The organism is Pseudomonas sp. NPDC089741 (assembly GCF_044748825.1).
GTDB classification, from domain to species: domain Bacteria; phylum Pseudomonadota; class Gammaproteobacteria; order Pseudomonadales; family Pseudomonadaceae; genus Aquipseudomonas; species Aquipseudomonas helmanticensis.
Genome location: NZ_JBIVGT010000009.1, coordinates 1 through 15,998 on the forward strand (window position 1 = coordinate 1; position 15,998 = coordinate 15,998).

Sequence of the window (15,998 nt, forward strand, 5' to 3'; positions counted from 1 at the left end):
TTCTTCGCCGATGTTGGCAGCGCAGTGCATTGGCAGCACGTCAGCGGCCGGCAGCAGGAAGTTCTGCACGGAGAACATGGCTTTCTTCATTTCACCGGCGTAACGCATGCCGGCGATCAGCACTTTCTTCTGGGCAAAGTTGAGGATCACGCAACCGTCGGAGTTGGTGCCGTCACGCTCAGGCACGCACTCGAAGTTGGCGACGTTGAGCACTTGCCACTCTTCACGGCCAGCCGGGTTGTACTGGGCCGGGTTGATGAACAGGCAACGACCGAACAGATTCTGCCAGGCAGTCTGGGTGGTCATTTTCACGGCCAGGTAGTGATCTTCGGCCGCGCCTACATGTACGTGGGAAACGAAGTGCTCTTGCGCGTTGTTGAACGCTTCAACGCGGTCCCACAGGGCATCGAACTTGTCGGCCGGGAACTTGCGGTTGATCGGGCCCCAGGCGATAGCGGCCTGGGTGGAAGGCTCTTCAACGATGAAACGGTCAACTGGCGAACGACCGGTGCGGTGACCAGTGCGAACAACCAAGGCGCCGGTATCGGCAAGCTCGCCCTCACCGCGATTCAAGGCTTCTTTTACCAGATCATCAACACTCAGATCGGTGTACACGGCGTTATTGGCTTGCGTCATGAGATTCCCCGTCGGCCAGTGGCCGAGTGTGCTCCAAACGTTTTGTAGTAGAAAGTCGTGCACTACTACCGCGACAAAAAGTGGGCCGGATTATGCCAGAAACGCCCAAAAAGAGTAGGGTCCTCCCGTCGTAACGGCGATATTCCGTCGCTGAGCAGTGAATTTACCTGCGCTGAACCGTTTTAGTGCCGGGTATCTGACGGCGTGTCGACGCCTGCGCCAGCGAACAATTGAGCAACATCCGTGGCATCGAACAGGTAGCGCTCGTTGCAGAACTGGCAATCGACCTCGATGTTGCCGCCGTGTTCGACCACCAATTGCTGCGCATCTTCCAGACCGAGACTGACCAGCGCATTGCCGGAGCGTTCCCGCGAGCAACTGCAACGGAAGCGCAGTTTCTGCACATCGAACAGACGAACCTGCTCTTCGTGGTAGAGGCGATGCAGCACGGTTTCGTTGTCGAGGCTGAGCAACTCATCGGCGGTCAGGGTGGTGGCCAGTGCGGTGATGTGCTGCCAGCTGGCGGCGCGATCATCTTCGTCTTTCAAACGGTCTGCCGGCAATTGTTGCAGCAGCAAGCCACGGGCACGACGACCGTCAGCGAACAGCTTGAAGCGAGTGCCAACCTGTTGCGACATGACGAAATAGTTGGTGAAGCAATCGGACAGTGTTTCGCCGTCGAGATCGACGATGCCTTGGTAGCGCTGGCCAACTGTCGGGTCGACGGTCAGGGCCAGAACGCCGTTCGGCATCAGGTCGGCGAGGGTCGCATCCGCCGCGATCTGATCGGCGTGATAACGCGCCAGACCACGGATGTCGCGGTCGCTGGAGCACTCGATCATCAGCATCGGGATCGGCCCTTCGGAACGCGCCTGCAGAATCAGCAGTCCATCGAACTTGAGGGTGCCGACCAGCAACGAGGCGGCCGCCATCAGTTCGCCGAGCAATTGCGCAACCGGTTCCGGGTACGGGTGCTTGGCAAGGACTTCGGCGTAGCTGCGCTCAAGCGCGACCAGTTCGCCACGGGTGTCGCTGTCATCAAAGATGAAGCGTTGGGTGAAATCGGTATCCGGTAGGTCGGTCATAGGTCTGGGTATCTGAATGTGGTGACAAAATGGTTACAAAACGTGAAAATTTACGCTTCTCGGCATAATTTTTGGTGCTGACTGTTCAGCCATTGGAGGCATTTTATGAACAATCCGGGTTTGTTCCAATCAAGGTGGAACCTCGGCCGGCTGGTTCTGTGCAACGTCGTGCCATTAGCGCTACTGGCTTTCTGGTTATGGCCTACGGGCAACTCGCTGTGTGTGATTTTCGACGAGTGGCTGTTTCGCTCACTCAATGCACCACTGGCCAGCAACCCGATATGGCTCCACATCTGGGCAATTGCAAGTATGCGTCCGTTCGACATCGTCGTTGGCCTAATCCTGCTGACCCTGCTGATCAAGGGCGACTGGGTGTTCAAGGCGATTGACGTACGCCGGGCTTTTTTCGGTTTTCTTTCGATCCTGCTGTTGATGGTGGTGATTCGCGCACTGTTTTCCAAGTTCGCCGACCATATGGATTGGCAGCACAGCAGTCCGTCAATGGTGCTCGAAGGTGCCGTGCACATCAGCGATTACTTCCCGGATCTGGAAAAAACCTGGGAAGTGAAAGATCGCTCGAGCCAGAGCTTTCCCGGTGACCATGCTTCGGTACTGCTGATCTGGGCACTGTTCATGGGCGTGTTCAGCCGTACGGCCGGGCAGTTTTTAGCGGTGTGGGGCTTGGCTGTTCTGTTCATGCTGCCGCGCCTGGTGGCGGGTGCGCATTGGGGGCAGGACGATTACATCGGTGGCGTATTGCTGGCGGTGTGGGCATTGGGCTGGGGTTATTACACGCCGTTTGCCTATCACGCATCGAACTTCTGGCTGAAGATGACCGCGCCGGTTTTCGCGCTGCTGGGCAAGTTGCCGGTGGTTTCGCGGATGAGTGTGGTGTCTGCTCGTTGATGGGATGAATGCTAAAAGATCGCAGCCTGCGGCAGCTCCTACATGGGAATGCATTTTCCTGTAGGAGCTGCCGCAGGCTGCGATCTTTTTATTCGTTGCTGCTGCCGCGAAACTTGAACAAATCCCGCCGCTGTTTCTTGCTCGGCTTGCCATCGGTGCTCACACCCAAAGCACCCGCCTTGCGCATCGCCGCAGCTGCTTCGCGCTTGGCGATACTCACCTCGGTTTCCGAATACAACGCCTGCGCTTCAGGCGCGCCGCGGCGCACGATCGACAACGCCTCGACCTTCACTGTACGCACTTCAAAACCGGTGCGGATCTCGAACTCATCGCCAATGCGTGGCTCTTTGCCAGGCTTGCAGCGCTCGCCGCGACAATGCACCTTGCCACTCTCGATCGCTGCTTTGGCCAAGGCGCGGGTTTTAAAAAAACGCGCTGCCCACAGCCACTTGTCGAGACGGACCTTGTCGTCCTCTGCGCTTTTTTGTGCCATGGCGTTTCCTCATTCTGAAATATTGATGAACTGTACTACCGTTTCAGTCATGTCATGAATGACCCTGTCCCGGATTACAATGCGCGCGTTCCGGCGCCTGCTTCAGGGGCCGGAAATCCGGGCTGTAGATATCTGTCGCCTTTTAACCCTTATTCTGCGTGAATACCGCGAATCCGGCCTCGTGTGGGCTGAGCGGTTGCCACGGTTGAGCATTTTTTTGAAGACATTTGACCATTTGACCGTTGTCGGTCTGCGCGAGTGGGTGGCGCTCCCGGATTTGGGAGTCGCTGGCCTGCGGGCGAAAATCGACACCGGCGCCAGCACCTCCAGCCTGCATGCCACCGACATCGAACCGTTCGAACGCGACGGCGAAAAGTGGGTGCGCTTTACTGCGCACCTGGGCACGGTGGTGCAGTTGCGTCACCGCCGTTGCGAAGCACCGCTGGTGACCCGCAAGACCATCAAAAGCTCCAACGGCCATGCGCAGGTGCGCTACGTGATCAGCACTACTCTGGCCCTGGGTGATCGGGTCTGGCCGGTCGAGTTCACACTCGCCTGCCGCAAGTCCATGCGTTATCGCCTGTTGCTCGGCTCCAAAGCCCTGATCGATGGCCAGTTGGTGGTCAATCCAGGCATCAAATATGTACAAGACAAGCCGGTGTTCCCGGTATCTACCTCCTCCACAGGTGTTGCATGAAGATCGCTGTGCTGTCGCGGAACCCGCGTCTGTATTCCACCCGCCGTCTGGTCGAAGCCGGAACCGAGCGCGGGCATGAAATGGTAGTGATCGACACCTTGCGCGCCTACATGAACATCGCCAGCCACAAGCCGCAGATCCACTATCGCGGCAAACCGCTGGAAGGCTTCGACGCGGTGATCCCGCGGATTGGCGCGTCGGTGACGTTTTACGGTTGTGCGGTGTTGCGCCAGTTCGAAATGATGGGCGTGTTCCCGCTCAACGAGTCGGTGGCGATTGCCCGTTCACGGGACAAACTGCGTTCGCTGCAATTGCTCTCGCGTCGTGGTATCGGTCTGCCGGTGACTGGCTTTGCGCACTCGCCGGACGACATTCCCGACCTGATCGACATGGTCAACGGCGCCCCGCTGGTGATCAAGGTGCTGGAAGGCACTCAGGGCATCGGAGTGGTGCTGTGTGAAACCGCAACGGCAGCGGAATCGGTGATCGAGGCGTTCATGGGCCTGAAGCAGAACATCATGGTTCAGGAATACATCAAGGAAGCCGGCGGTGCGGATATCCGTTGCTTCGTGGTCGGCGACAAAGTGATCGCGGCGATGAAGCGTCAGGCCAAGCCGGGTGAGTTCCGTTCCAACCTGCATCGCGGCGGCAGCGCGAGCCTGATCAAGATCACTCCGGAAGAACGCATGACCGCGCTGCGTGCAGCCAAGGTCATGGGGCTGGCGGTAGCGGGTGTGGATATCCTGCGCTCCAATCACGGGCCACTGGTGATGGAAGTGAACTCGTCGCCAGGTCTGGAAGGGATCGAGACCACCACCGGCAAGAACGTGGCGGGGATCATCATTGAGCATCTGGAAAAGAATGGTGGGCCGAATATGACCCGGACCAAAGGCAAAGGCTAGAGCGAAGAGCAAGAGCCCCTCACCCTAACCCTCTCCCATAGGGAGAGGGGACCGATTGGGGGATGCTTAAAAGATACACCGACCGGATCCTGCTGTGCCGAATCCACAATCGCCCCAGTCTTTCAGGTCGATGTATGACGCCAGACACCTCGGTCGGCCCCCTCTCCCTCTGGGAGAGGGTTGGGGTGAGGGTTTTATGTTTTAAACGGCATCCCGAGGCAGCATCAACCCAAGCGGCAACCTTACCCGCGCCTCCAGCCCGCCGCCGGACCGATTGCGCAACTCGACATTGCCGCCATGCATCGAAGCAATCCGCTTCACGATCGCCAGACCCAACCCGGTCCCCTTGCCACCACGGGCACGGTCACCGCGGGTAAACGGGTTGAAAATCGCCTCAAGCTCCGAAGGATCAATTCCCGCCCCCCGGTCCATCACACTCAGCACCACATAAGGCGCACTGGTGTCGCCGGACACATAGGCCGCCACTTCAACGCCGCTGCCGGCATGGTGCAAAGCATTGCCGATCAGGTTGTTGAGCAAGCGTTTCATCGACACTCGACGTAGCGGGAACGGCTGGATCGGCTCCAGGCGCAAGCGCACTTTCTCTTCGTTCTGGTTGTAAGGTGCTGCCACCTCACGCACCAGATCGCTGAGATCCACCTCTTCCACCGACTCGTCGCGACCATCGCGAATGAACGCGAGGAACTGGTCGAGAATCGCGTCCATGTCTTCGATGTCACGCACCATGTCGTCAGTCAGATCGGTGTGGTCGCCCATCAGCTCCAGCGACAAGCGCAACCGCGTCAACGGTGTGCGCAAATCGTGGGAAACCCCGGCCAGCATCAGCTCTCGCTCACGCCCCGCCTGTTCGACGTCCTCAGCCATCTGGTTGAAGGCACGGTAAACTTCGGCCATCTCGCTTGGCGTGTCACTGATCGGCAAACGCACACTGCGGCCCTGACCGAGTTGCCGCGCGGCATACACCAGGCGTTTCAGCGGTTGATTGAGCTGACTGACGAAAATCCACGCCGACGCAGTCGAGAGCAGGCCGATGGCGAGGAACCAGCCGAGTACGTTCCAGATTTTCTGGCCGCGCAACGGATGTGGGTACAGCGGCACTTTCAGCCAGCCATCCCCCAGGCTCGGCGCACGCACCCACAGCGCTGGCGGCGAGTGCATACGCAAACGCACTTCGGTGTCGGCACCGAGTTCGGCCTGCATCTGTCGCTGGTAGATTTCACTGTACGGCCAATGCTGTTCGCCTTCCGGTACACCGGCACCGACAACCCGGATCAGGGTCGCGGCATCGGCGATCTTCGCGCGGTTTTCTTCATCGGCGGCCCAATAGGCGCGCAACGTCAGGGCGACGCCGTGACTGTACTGACGATCCACCAGCACGTCCTCGTTCATCAACAGATAAACCAGGGTCAGCGCCTTGGAAAACAGCACGACGATGAGCACCAGCCAGAGGGTGCGAGAGAAAAAACTTTGGGGGAACCAGACGGGGGTTTTCATCTATAACCGCTACACACTTGCAGGAGCGAGCAATGCTCGCATATTGCGGATTGCGAGTCTGCGCCCGGGTCATTCAACCCGGGCCTGACAGACCCGCTCCTACAAATCGCCGATCACTTGGTGGCGGCGCCATCCGGTACGAACACGTAGCCCACGCCCCAGACAGTCTGGATGTAGCGCGGTTTCGACGGATCGGGCTCGATCATCCGGCGCAGACGGGAGATCTGCACGTCGATGGAACGCTCGAGGGCATCCCACTCGCGGCCACGGGCCAGGTTCATCAGTTTGTCGCGGGTCAACGGCTGACGCGCGTTCATCACCAATGCCTTGAGGACCGCGAACTCACCGGTGGTGAGCATGTGCACCTCGTCACCGCGCTTGAGTTCGCGAGTGGCCAGGGACAACGTGTAATCGCCGAAGGTGACGTTTTCGTCTTCGCTGCCCGGCGCACCAGGAACCGACGGTGCCTGACGACGCAATACCGCTTTGACCCGAGCCATCAGCTCGTCCGGGTTGAACGGCTTGGCCAGATAATCGTCCGCGCCCAGTTCCAGGCCCTTGATCCGGCTCAGCTCGTCGCCCTTGGCGGTAAGCATGATGATCGGAATCTGATTGTTCGCGCCACGCAGGCGGCGGCAAGCCGTCAGGCCGTCTTCGCCCGGCAGCATCAGGTCGAGGACGACCAGATTGAATACTTCACGCGATAACAGACGATCCATCTGCTCGGTGTTCGGTACGGCGCGGGCACGGTAGCCCTTGCTGACGAAGAAACGCTCCAGCAGGCTGCTCAGCCCCGGATCGTCATCAACGATAAGAATTTTTTCGCCTTCAGCAGTTTGTGCAGTGCTGCTCATTGGATGCTCCTTTTAGCTCGGCGCGCATTATGGCGTAGCTGTCGTTATACGCACCGTGTGCATTGTTAGCAGATTTTTCCTTCACTGCCAGAAAACCGGGGTTTATGCCTACAGACTGCAACGCCCCCGAATGTCAGAACGCTGGTTATAATGCGCGGCGTTTTGTGCCAGGCAACGTCTGAATCGTTACCGTAAATGGCCGGCACTTTTTCCGGCACTGTGCAGTAATTGTTCGATTTCACGGGTCAATGGTCTGCCTTTTGACCCAGGCAGCGGCAATCTTCAAGCCGCTCAACCAGACTCCGGGCCTTTATTTCCGTGCCTGCGAGCCTGCTTTCACAATATGTCAGGTGGTTTTATGGACAGCATCAACAGCCGCATCGCCGAGGAACTCGGCGTACGCCCACAACAGGTCGAAGCGGCCGTCGCGCTACTCGATGAAGGCTCTACCGTTCCCTTCATCGCCCGTTACCGGAAAGAAGTCACCGGCAGTCTCGATGACACCCAGTTGCGTCATCTGGAAGAGCGCCTGCGCTACCTGCGAGAACTCGACGAACGGCGTATCAGCATCCTCGCCAGCATCGAAGAGCAAGGCAAACTCACCCCTGCCCTCGAACGCGATATCAAACTCGCCGACACCAAGACTCGCCTCGAAGACTTGTACCTGCCGTACAAGCAGAAGCGCCGCACCAAGGGCCAGATCGCCCTGGAAGCCGGACTTGGCGACTTGGCCGACGGCCTGTTCAACGACCCGAACCTGGCCCCGGAAACCGAAGCCGCACGCTTTGTCGACGCCGAAAAAGGCGTGGCCGATGTCAAGGCAGCCCTCGAAGGCGCCAAATACATCCTCATGGAACGCTTCGCCGAAGACGCCAGCCTGCTGGAAAAACTGCGCAGCTACCTGAAACAGGAAGCCACCCTCAGTGCCCGCGTCATCGCCGGCAAGGAAGAAGAAGGCGCCAAGTTCCGCGACTACTTCGAACACGATGAGCCGCTGAAAAGCATGCCGTCGCACCGTGCGCTGGCGATTTTCCGTGGCCGTAACGAAGGCATTCTCAGCTCCGCGCTGAAAGTCGGCGACGAGCTGCCGGGCACAATGCACCCATGCGAGGGCATGATCGGCCAGCAATTCAACATCCAGAACCAGAACCGTCCGGCCGACAAATGGCTCGGTGAAGTGGTGCGCTGGACGTGGAAGGTCAAGCTCTATACCCACCTGGAAACCGACCTGCTCGGCGAACTGCGTGACGGCGCCGAAACCGAAGCGATCAACGTGTTTGCGCACAACCTGCACGACCTGCTGTTGGCCGCCCCGGCTGGCCCGCGCGCAACCCTGGGCCTCGACCCGGGCCTGCGTACCGGTTGCAAGGTGGCCGTGGTCGATTCGACCGGCAAAATGCTTGATCACGCCACGGTTTACCCGCACGTGCCGCACAACAAATGGGATCAGACCATCGCCATTCTGGCTGCCCTGTGCGCCAAGCACTCGGTCGATCTGATCGCCATCGGCAACGGTACCGCCAGCCGCGAGACCGACAAACTGGCGATCGAGCTGATCAAAAAATACCCAGCCATGAAGATGACCAAAGTCATGGTCTCCGAGGCCGGTGCATCGGTGTACTCGGCGTCAGAACTGGCGGCGAAGGAATTCCCGGATCTGGACGTGTCGATCCGTGGCGCCGTCTCCATCGCCCGTCGTCTGCAGGATCCACTGGCCGAGCTGGTGAAAATCGATCCGAAATCCATCGGTGTCGGCCAATACCAGCACGACGTTTCGCAGCTGAAACTGGCGCGCGGTCTGGACGCTGTGGTCGAGGACTGCGTAAACGCCGTTGGCGTTGACGTGAACACCGCTTCGGTGGCGCTGCTGGCGCGTATCTCCGGCCTCAACTCGACGCTGGCGCAGAACATCGTCGCTCACCGCGATGAGCACGGCGCGTTCAAAACCCGTGCAGCCCTGAAGAAAGTCGCCCGCCTGGGCGAAAAAACCTTCGAACAGGCCGCAGGTTTCTTGCGCGTGATGAACGGCGATAACCCGCTGGATTCGTCGGCGGTTCACCCGGAAGCCTATCCGCTGGTGCAGCGTATTGCCGCTGAAACCGACCGCGACATCCGCTCGCTGATCGGCGACGCAAGCTTCCTCAAGCGTCTGGATCCGAAGAAGTTCACCGACGAGACCTTCGGTCTGCCCACCGTCACCGACATTCTGCAAGAACTGGAAAAGCCGGGCCGCGACCCGCGTCCGGAGTTCAAGACTGCGGAGTTCCAGGAAGGCGTTGAAGATCTGAAAGACCTGCAACTGGGGATGATCCTCGAAGGCGTCGTCACCAACGTGACCGCGTTCGGTGCATTCGTCGACATCGGCGTGCATCAGGACGGTCTGGTGCACATCTCAGCGCTGTCGGAAAAATTCATCAAGGACCCACGCGAAGCGGTGAAGGCCGGTGATGTGGTGAAAGTGAAGGTCATGGAAGTCGACATCCCACGCAAACGCGTTGGCCTGTCGATGCGCATGGGCGACACCCCAGGCGAGAAAATCGACGGTGCGCGTGGTTCGCGTCCGGGCTCGGCGCAACGCCAGCCTTCGAACAACGCGCCGCGCAAGGAAACCGCAACCGCCGCACCAGTCAACAACGCAATGGCCTCGCTGTTCGCCAACGCCAAGCAGTTGAAGAAACGCTGATGGAGATTCCGGCCGGGCTCGTCGAGAGCGCGTTTTTCAAGCTGTTGGGCTGCCGCCTGCACAGCCTGGAAACCGGGGTGGCGCAAGTTGCCCTGGGGCTGGAACCCGAACTGCGCAATCGCGGCGGCAAATTGCACGGTGGCGCGCTGTTCAGTCTGGTCGATATCGCCATGGGGCTGGCCTGTTCCAGCACCCACGGCTTCGATCAGCAAAGCGCGACCATCGAGTGCAAGATCAACTATATCCGCGCCGTTTCCGACGGCGAGGTGCTGTGCACGGCGCGGGTGATTCACCCGGGCCGGCGCACGTTGGTGGTTGAAGCCGACGTGATGCAGGGCGACAAACTGGTCGCAAAAGCGCAAGGCACGTTCGCTGTCCTGTAGCTACCGGTCACCATTTTGGGTTAATTTCGGCGCAATGAATCCTGTAGGAGCTGCCGCAGGCTCGGGCCGCGATCGGACGATCTTTTGATCTTGCTATTGAAAAACAAAATCAAAAGATCGTCCGATCGCGGCCCGAGCCTGCGGCAGCTCCTACAGGGTATGTGTGCGGCTGACCGGCTAGAAAAACCAGGCGATAACGCCAGTTTCAACTTCACCCTTGTAGACCGTCCTGCCCACCCCCATATTGGGGCGACTGACGCGTGAAGGAATCCAAATTGAGCGAACTTCTCAACCGCCGCCTGGCTCTGCTCGGCGAGCGCGCTAACCTCTCTCTGCTCGAGCAGTGCCTGCACGGTATCGAACGTGAATGCCTGCGCGTGACCAGCGAAGGTCGCCTGGCGCAAACGCCGCACCCCGAAGCCTTGGGTTCCGCGCTGACCAACGAACAGATCACCACCGACTATTCCGAGTCGTTGCTGGAGTTCATCACGCCTGCCCTGCCGGATCCTGCCGACACGCTGGCGAGCCTGGACAAGATTCATCGCTTTGCCTACAGCAAACTCGGCAACGAGTACCTGTGGAGTCCATCGATGCCGTGCCCGTTGCCGGCCGAGGAAGACATCCCGATCGCCTATTACGGCACCTCCAACATTGGTCAGCTCAAGTACGTCTACCGCAAGGGCCTGGCCCTGCGCTACGGCAAGACCATGCAGTGCATTGCCGGTATTCACTACAACTTCTCGCTGCCGGAAAAGCTCTGGCCGCTGCTGCGCGAAACCGAAGGTTTTGTCGGCACGGATCGCGACTTCCAGTCGTTTTCCTACATCGCACTGATCCGTAATTTCCGTCGTTACAGCTGGCTGCTGATGTACCTGTTCGGTGCGTCGCCAGCGCTGGATGCAGGGTTCCTGCGGGGGCGTTCGCATCAACTCGAACAACTCGATCCAGACACCTTGTATCTGCCGTACGCGACCAGCCTGCGCATGAGCGACCTCGGTTACCAGAGCAACGCCCAGGCCGGTCTGACGCCGTGCTACAACGATCTGTCGAGCTACACCGACAGCCTGCGCAAAGCCGTTGCCACGCCGTACCCGCCGTACGTTGAAGTCGGCACGCACAAGGACGGTGAGTGGGTGCAGCTCAATACCAACATCCTGCAGATCGAAAACGAGTACTACTCCAACATCCGCCCGAAACGCGTGACCTACACCGGCGAGCGGCCGATTCAGGCGCTGGTGGCCCGTGGCATTCAGTACGTCGAAGTGCGTTGCTTGGACATCAATCCGTTCCTGCCGATGGGCATCGACCTGACCGAATCGCGTTTCCTCGATGCGTTCCTCCTGTACTGCGCGTTCAACGACAGCCCTTTGCTGACCAACACGTCCTGCGGCAACGCGACGTCGAACTTCCTCAGCGTGGTCAAGGAAGGTCGTCGTCCGGGCCTGCAATTGCAGCGCGACGGTCAACCGGTCGAAATGAAGACCTGGGCGGCAGAACTGCTGGAGCAAATCGCGCCACTGGCGGCGTTGCTGGACCAGAGCCATGGCGGCGATGCGCACAGCAAGGCGCTGGATACGCAACTGGCCAAGGTCAGCGATCCGTCCCTGACGCCATCCGCGCAGGTGCTGGCGGCGATGGCTGAGCATAAGGAAAGCTTTGCGCAGTTCTCGTTGCGTCAGAGTCAGGCGCATGCCGAGTTTTTCCGCAGCGAGCCGTTGGCGGCGGATGAACAGGCGAAGTTTGAGGAGTTGGCGCGTACGTCGCTGGCTGCGCAGGCTGAGCTGGAGCAGAACGAGGTGGGCGATTTTGATGTGTTTGTCGGGTCATATCAGGCGAGCATTTTGGCGATCAGCAATTAAGCGTTGGCAGTAAAAAAGATCGCAGCCTTCGGCAGCTCCTACACTTGATCGTTCCCACGCTCCGCGTGGTAACGCCTCAAGGGACGCTCCGCGTCCAGGTGACGCGGAGCGTCACCGGCTGCATTCCCACGCAGAGCGTGGGAACGATCTGAGCCCTTCTTAGATTTTTCCGCTCATAAGCTCATTCGAAAAAGTTATTTATTTACTGATTCTTAGATCATTTAGTCTCCTTTCACGCCGACGCTCGGTCGCCTGATATGGAGCTGTTCAATGAAACTGAATTTCCCGCTTCGCCTGCTCGCCGTTGCCTCTCTGGCTGCTGCGAGTTTCCTGGCCCAGGCCGCCGACCTCACCGTCGCCTACCAAACCACCGTTGACCCGGCGAAAGTCGCCCAGGCCGACGGCGCTTACGAAAAAGCCACCAAAGCCGATATCGCTTGGCGCAAGTTCGACAACGGCGCCGACATCATCGCCGCCATCGCTTCCGGCGACGTGCAGATCGGCTACCTCGGTTCGAGCCCGCTGACCGCGGCGATCACCCGCAAAGTTCCGGTCGAAACCTTCCTCATCGCCACTCAGATCGGCGCTGCCGAAGCACTGGTCGCTCGCGACGGTTCCGGCATCAAAACCCCGCAAGATCTGGTCGGCAAGAAAATCGCCGTGCCGTTCGTGTCTACCGGTCACTACAGCCTGCTCGCCGCACTGAAGCACTGGAACATCGATCCGTCGAAAGTCACCATCCTCAACCTCGCGCCACCGGCCATCGTTGCCGCATGGAAGCGTGGTGATATCGACGCCACCTACGTTTGGGATCCGGCACTCGGCGTGGCCAAGGAAAACGGCAAAGTGCTGATCACTTCCGGCGAACTGGCCAAATTCGGCGCGCCGACCTTTGACGCGTGGATCGTGCGCAAAGACTTCGCCGAGAAGCACCCGGAAATCGTCACCGCGTTCGCCAAGGTCACCCTCGACGCCTACGCCGATTACCGCAAAGACCCGAAAGCCTGGCTGGCCGATCAGTCCAACGTCGACAAACTGGTGAAACTCTCCGGCGCCAAGGCCACTGACATTCCGCTGTTGCTGCAAGGCAACGTCTACCCGCTGGCGGCTGACCAGGTCAGCGACCTCGGCGCGCCGACCACCAAAGCCATCACCGACACCGCCGCGTTCCTCAAGGAGCAAGGCAAGGTCGAAGCCGTTCTGCCGGACTACGCGCCGTACGTCAGCGCCAAATTCATCACCAACTGATCGGGAGTTAACTGCGATGGCCTTGCTACAGCTGGAGCGCATCAGCGCACAGTACCCGGGCAGCCCGGAACCGGTGCTGGCGGATATTTCTCTGACCCTGGGGCCTCAGCAATTGCTGGTCGCCCTCGGCCCGTCCGGCAGTGGCAAGACTTCGTTGTTGAACCTGATTGCCGGTTTCGTTGAACCGAGCGCCGGGCGCATCACCCTCGACGGCGTACCGGTCAAAGGCCCGAGCGCCGAACGTGGCGTGGTGTTCCAGGACGACGCCTTGCTGCCTTGGCAGGACGTGCTGGCCAACGTTGCATTTGGTCTGGAACTGGCCGGCGTCGCCAAGGACAAACGCGAAAAGATCGCCCGTGAAATGCTCGCGCTGGTTGATCTCTCCGGTTTCGAAAGCCGCCGGATCTGGCAGCTTTCCGGTGGCCAGAAGCAGCGTGTCGGCCTCGCCCGCGCCCTCGCCGCTGATCCGCGTGTATTGCTGATGGACGAACCCTTCGGCGCCCTCGACGCGTTCACTCGCGAACAGATGCAGGAATTGTTGCTGCAAGTCTGGCAGCGCACCGCCAAGCCGGTTTTCCTGATCACCCACGACATTGAAGAAGCGGTGTTCCTCGCCACTGACCTGATTCTGCTCGCGCCGAATCCGGGGCAGATCGTTGAACGCCTGCATCTGGATTTCGGTCAGCGTTACGCCGCTGGCGAGTCCGCCCGCGCGATCAAATCCGATCCACGTTTTATCGAAACCCGCGAACACGTGCTGAGCAAAGTGTTCTCGCAACGCAGCGCCGGGCAACGGCAGGAGCGCGCATGAGCAGTTACGACGTTTCCTCGGCTGCGGTAAAACCGGTCAGCGCATCGGTGGCGATTCCGGTGCGCCGCAGCCTCAGCACGCGCTGGATCAGCTTGCTGACCTTGTTTGCATTGTTAGCGATCTGGTGGGCGGTGACTGCCACCGGTTTGATCGAACCGCTGTTCCTGCCGCCGCCTTCCGCCGTGCTGCAAAAAGGCTGGTTGTTGGCGACCACGGGCTATATGGATTCGACCTTGTGGCAGCACCTGGGTGCGAGCCTGAGCCGCATCGGTCTGGGCCTCGGTTTTGCGATTCTGACCGCCGTGCCGGTGGGCATTGCCATCGGTGCCAACCGCATCGCCCGTGGTGTGCTCGATCCGTTGATCGAGTTCTACCGCCCGATTCCACCGCTGGCCTATCTGCCGCTGATCGTGATCTGGTGCGGCATCGGCGAGTTGTCGAAAGTGCTGCTGATCTATCTGGCGATTTTCGCGCCAATCGCCATCGCTACGGCGACCGGCGTGCGCACGGTTGATCCGGCGAAATTGCGCGCGGCGCAGTCGCTGGGTGCAACGCGTTTACAGCTGATTCGTCATGTGATTTTGCCAAGCGCCCTGCCGGACATTCTCACTGGCGTGCGCATTGGTCTAGGGGTTGGCTGGTCGACGCTGGTCGCGGCCGAATTGATCGCCGCCACCAGCGGCTTGGGTTTCATGGTGCAGTCAGCCGCGCAGTTCCTGGTCACCGATGTGGTGGTGCTGGGGATTCTGGTCATCGCCCTGATCGCCTTCGCCATGGAAATGGGCCTGCGCGCCCTGCAGCGCAAACTGGTGCCGTGGCACGGCCAGGCCCACTAAAGCATTTTTTTGAATCACCCCCTGTAGGAGCTGCCGCAGGCTGCGATCTTTTGATCTTGTTTTTAAAAAGATCAAGATCAAAAGATCGCAGCCTGCGGCAGCTCCTACAGGGAGGTGGTTATCTGGAATTGAAGAGAAAGACCATGAGCAGCCTCAACATCACCCCGTTAAGCTCGGCCCTCGGCGCGCAGATCAGCGGCGTCGACATCAGCCAGCCGCTGTCCCTGGAACACCGCGACGCCATCGAGCAGGCGCTGCTCAAATACCAGGTTCTGTTCTTCCGCAACCAGCCGATCGAACCACCGCAACAGGCACGCTTCGCCGCCTATTTCGGCGATCTGCACATTCACCCGATCTACCCGAACGTGCCGGAACAGCCGGAAGTGCTGATCCTCGACACCGCCGTCACCGACGTGCGCGACAACGCGATCTGGCACACCGACGTGACCTTCCTGCCGACGCCGGCGATGGGCGCGGTACTCAGCGCAAAATTGCTGCCGGAGTTTGGTGGCGACACGCTGTGGGCCAGCGGGATTGCCGCGTATGAAGCGCTGTCGGCGCCGATGAAAGGTTTGCTCGAAGGGCTGACCGCCACGCACGATTTCACTCGCTCGTTTCCGCTGGAACGCTACGGCAATACGCCGCAAGCGCTGGCGCAGTGGGAAGAAGCGCGACGCAAGAATCCACCGTTGTCGCACCCGGTGATACGCACGCATCCGGTCAGTGGGCGGCGCTCGTTGTTCGTCAATGAAGGCTTCACGTCGAAGATCAATGAGCTGTCGGAAACCGAGAGCGAGGCGATTCTGAAGTTTCTGTTCGCCCATGCGACGCGACCGGAATTCACCATTCGCTGGCGCTGGCAGCAGGACGATATTGCGTTCTGGGACAACCGCGTGACCCAGCATTACGCAGTGGATGACTACCGGCCGGCGCGGCGAGTGATGCAGCGAGCGACGGTGTTGGGGGATGTACCGTTTTTTCGTTGAGCCTTATTGAAGCAAAAGCCCCTCACCCTAACCCTCTCCCGGAGGGTGAGGGGACTGACCGAGGTGTCTGTACAAGCTACATCGACCTGAAATATCGGGTTGAA

General features: G+C 59.8%; 15 protein-coding genes. 10 read left to right on the forward strand and 5 right to left on the reverse strand.

The window, feature by feature from the left end; translation table 11 throughout:
* Together ACIPZE_RS11840 and hslO are read right to left on the reverse strand one after the other, a co-directional pair.
* Positions 1 to 636, reverse strand: a 636-nt coding sequence (locus ACIPZE_RS11840) for a phosphoenolpyruvate carboxykinase (ATP) (protein ID WP_400772976.1), incomplete at its 3' end; no start/stop codon positions are given.
* A 182-nt stretch (positions 637 to 818) separates the two neighbouring features.
* Entirely contained in the window at positions 819 to 1,721 is a 903-nt protein-coding gene (gene hslO / locus ACIPZE_RS11845) for an Hsp33 family molecular chaperone HslO (protein ID WP_400772978.1), read from the reverse strand.
* A 105-nt stretch (positions 1,722 to 1,826) separates the two neighbouring features.
* Between hslO and ACIPZE_RS11850 the strand changes: the two genes are divergently transcribed.
* Positions 1,827 to 2,627, forward strand: coding sequence for a phosphatase PAP2 family protein (locus ACIPZE_RS11850; protein ID WP_283438060.1), 801 nt, complete (start codon positions 1,827 to 1,829; stop codon positions 2,625 to 2,627).
* 88 nt (positions 2,628 to 2,715) lie between these two features.
* On the opposite strand, the gene ACIPZE_RS11855 is transcribed toward ACIPZE_RS11850, so the two are convergent.
* Positions 2,716 to 3,120, reverse strand: coding sequence for an RNA-binding S4 domain-containing protein (locus ACIPZE_RS11855; RefSeq protein ID WP_400772979.1), 405 nt, complete (start codon positions 3,118 to 3,120; stop codon positions 2,716 to 2,718).
* Between the two features lie 235 nt (positions 3,121 to 3,355).
* Between ACIPZE_RS11855 and ACIPZE_RS11860 the strand changes: the two genes are divergently transcribed.
* The gene (locus tag ACIPZE_RS11860; protein ID WP_171057267.1) at positions 3,356 to 3,817 is read left to right on the forward strand and encodes an ATP-dependent zinc protease; all 462 of its coding nucleotides are present in this window, start codon (positions 3,356 to 3,358) and stop codon (positions 3,815 to 3,817) included.
* Positions 3,814 to 4,719, forward strand: coding sequence for a 30S ribosomal protein S6--L-glutamate ligase (gene rimK, locus ACIPZE_RS11865; RefSeq protein ID WP_007949201.1), 906 nt, complete (start codon positions 3,814 to 3,816; stop codon positions 4,717 to 4,719). Before ACIPZE_RS11860 ends, rimK begins: the two co-directional genes overlap by 4 nt.
* 201 nt (positions 4,720 to 4,920) lie before the next feature.
* On the opposite strand, the gene ACIPZE_RS11870 is transcribed toward rimK, so the two are convergent.
* Together ACIPZE_RS11870 and ompR are read right to left on the reverse strand one after the other, a co-directional pair.
* Positions 4,921 to 6,234, reverse strand: a complete 1,314-nt coding sequence (locus ACIPZE_RS11870; protein ID WP_129387603.1) for an ATP-binding protein — start codon at positions 6,232 to 6,234, stop codon at positions 4,921 to 4,923.
* 113 nt (positions 6,235 to 6,347) lie between these two features.
* On the reverse strand, positions 6,348 to 7,088 hold the full coding sequence (ompR, locus tag ACIPZE_RS11875) for a two-component system response regulator OmpR (RefSeq protein WP_129387599.1): 741 nt from the start codon (positions 7,086 to 7,088) through the stop codon (positions 6,348 to 6,350).
* A 358-nt stretch (positions 7,089 to 7,446) separates the two neighbouring features.
* Between ompR and ACIPZE_RS11880 the strand changes: the two genes are divergently transcribed.
* The 7 genes from ACIPZE_RS11880 (at position 7,447) to tauD (ending at position 15,894) form a co-directional block, all read left to right on the forward strand.
* Positions 7,447 to 9,771, forward strand: coding sequence for a Tex family protein (locus ACIPZE_RS11880; protein ID WP_129387596.1), 2,325 nt, complete (start codon positions 7,447 to 7,449; stop codon positions 9,769 to 9,771).
* Positions 9,771 to 10,154 (forward strand): PaaI family thioesterase, encoded by a 384-nt coding sequence (locus ACIPZE_RS11885; RefSeq protein ID WP_187679402.1) that lies wholly within the window; start codon positions 9,771 to 9,773, stop codon positions 10,152 to 10,154. The genes ACIPZE_RS11880 and ACIPZE_RS11885 overlap by 1 nt, the downstream gene beginning before the upstream one ends.
* 275 nt (positions 10,155 to 10,429) lie before the next feature.
* Entirely contained in the window at positions 10,430 to 12,013 is a 1,584-nt protein-coding gene (gshA, locus tag ACIPZE_RS11890) for a glutamate--cysteine ligase (RefSeq protein ID WP_400772981.1), read from the forward strand.
* A 270-nt stretch (positions 12,014 to 12,283) separates the two neighbouring features.
* Complete coding sequence (gene tauA / locus ACIPZE_RS11895; protein WP_400772983.1) at positions 12,284 to 13,261, forward strand: taurine ABC transporter substrate-binding protein; 978 nt, start codon at positions 12,284 to 12,286, stop codon at positions 13,259 to 13,261.
* A 16-nt stretch (positions 13,262 to 13,277) separates the two neighbouring features.
* Entirely contained in the window at positions 13,278 to 14,072 is a 795-nt protein-coding gene (gene tauB, locus ACIPZE_RS11900; RefSeq protein WP_038359812.1) for a taurine ABC transporter ATP-binding subunit, read from the forward strand.
* Complete coding sequence (gene tauC, locus ACIPZE_RS11905) at positions 14,069 to 14,908, forward strand: taurine ABC transporter permease TauC (protein WP_158958179.1); 840 nt, start codon at positions 14,069 to 14,071, stop codon at positions 14,906 to 14,908. The genes tauB and tauC overlap by 4 nt, the downstream gene beginning before the upstream one ends.
* A gap of 143 nt (positions 14,909 to 15,051) precedes the next feature.
* Positions 15,052 to 15,894 (forward strand): taurine dioxygenase, encoded by an 843-nt coding sequence (gene tauD / locus ACIPZE_RS11910; RefSeq protein ID WP_283438063.1) that lies wholly within the window; start codon positions 15,052 to 15,054, stop codon positions 15,892 to 15,894.
* Positions 15,895 to 15,998 lie beyond the last annotated feature (104 nt).

What these genes read in the sequence shown, in the direction of transcription:
- hslO (WP_400772978.1), bottom strand. Translation starts at nt 1,721, where the DNA reads ATGACCGACCTACCGGATACCGATTTCACCCAACGCTTCATCTTTGAT.
- ACIPZE_RS11850 (WP_283438060.1), top strand. Translation starts at nt 1,827, where the DNA reads ATGAACAATCCGGGTTTGTTCCAATCAAGGTGGAACCTCGGCCGGCTG.
- ACIPZE_RS11855 (WP_400772979.1), bottom strand. Translation starts at nt 3,120, where the DNA reads ATGGCACAAAAAAGCGCAGAGGACGACAAGGTCCGTCTCGACAAGTGG.
- rimK (WP_007949201.1), top strand. Translation starts at nt 3,814, where the DNA reads ATGAAGATCGCTGTGCTGTCGCGGAACCCGCGTCTGTATTCCACCCGC.
- ACIPZE_RS11870 (WP_129387603.1), bottom strand. Translation starts at nt 6,234, where the DNA reads ATGAAAACCCCCGTCTGGTTCCCCCAAAGTTTTTTCTCTCGCACCCTC.
- ompR (WP_129387599.1), bottom strand. Translation starts at nt 7,088, where the DNA reads ATGAGCAGCACTGCACAAACTGCTGAAGGCGAAAAAATTCTTATCGTT.
- ACIPZE_RS11880 (WP_129387596.1), top strand. Translation starts at nt 7,447, where the DNA reads ATGGACAGCATCAACAGCCGCATCGCCGAGGAACTCGGCGTACGCCCA.
- ACIPZE_RS11885 (WP_187679402.1), top strand. Translation starts at nt 9,771, where the DNA reads ATGGAGATTCCGGCCGGGCTCGTCGAGAGCGCGTTTTTCAAGCTGTTG.
- tauA (WP_400772983.1), top strand. Translation starts at nt 12,284, where the DNA reads ATGAAACTGAATTTCCCGCTTCGCCTGCTCGCCGTTGCCTCTCTGGCT.
- tauB (WP_038359812.1), top strand. Translation starts at nt 13,278, where the DNA reads ATGGCCTTGCTACAGCTGGAGCGCATCAGCGCACAGTACCCGGGCAGC.
- tauC (WP_158958179.1), top strand. Translation starts at nt 14,069, where the DNA reads ATGAGCAGTTACGACGTTTCCTCGGCTGCGGTAAAACCGGTCAGCGCA.
- tauD (WP_283438063.1), top strand. Translation starts at nt 15,052, where the DNA reads ATGAGCAGCCTCAACATCACCCCGTTAAGCTCGGCCCTCGGCGCGCAG.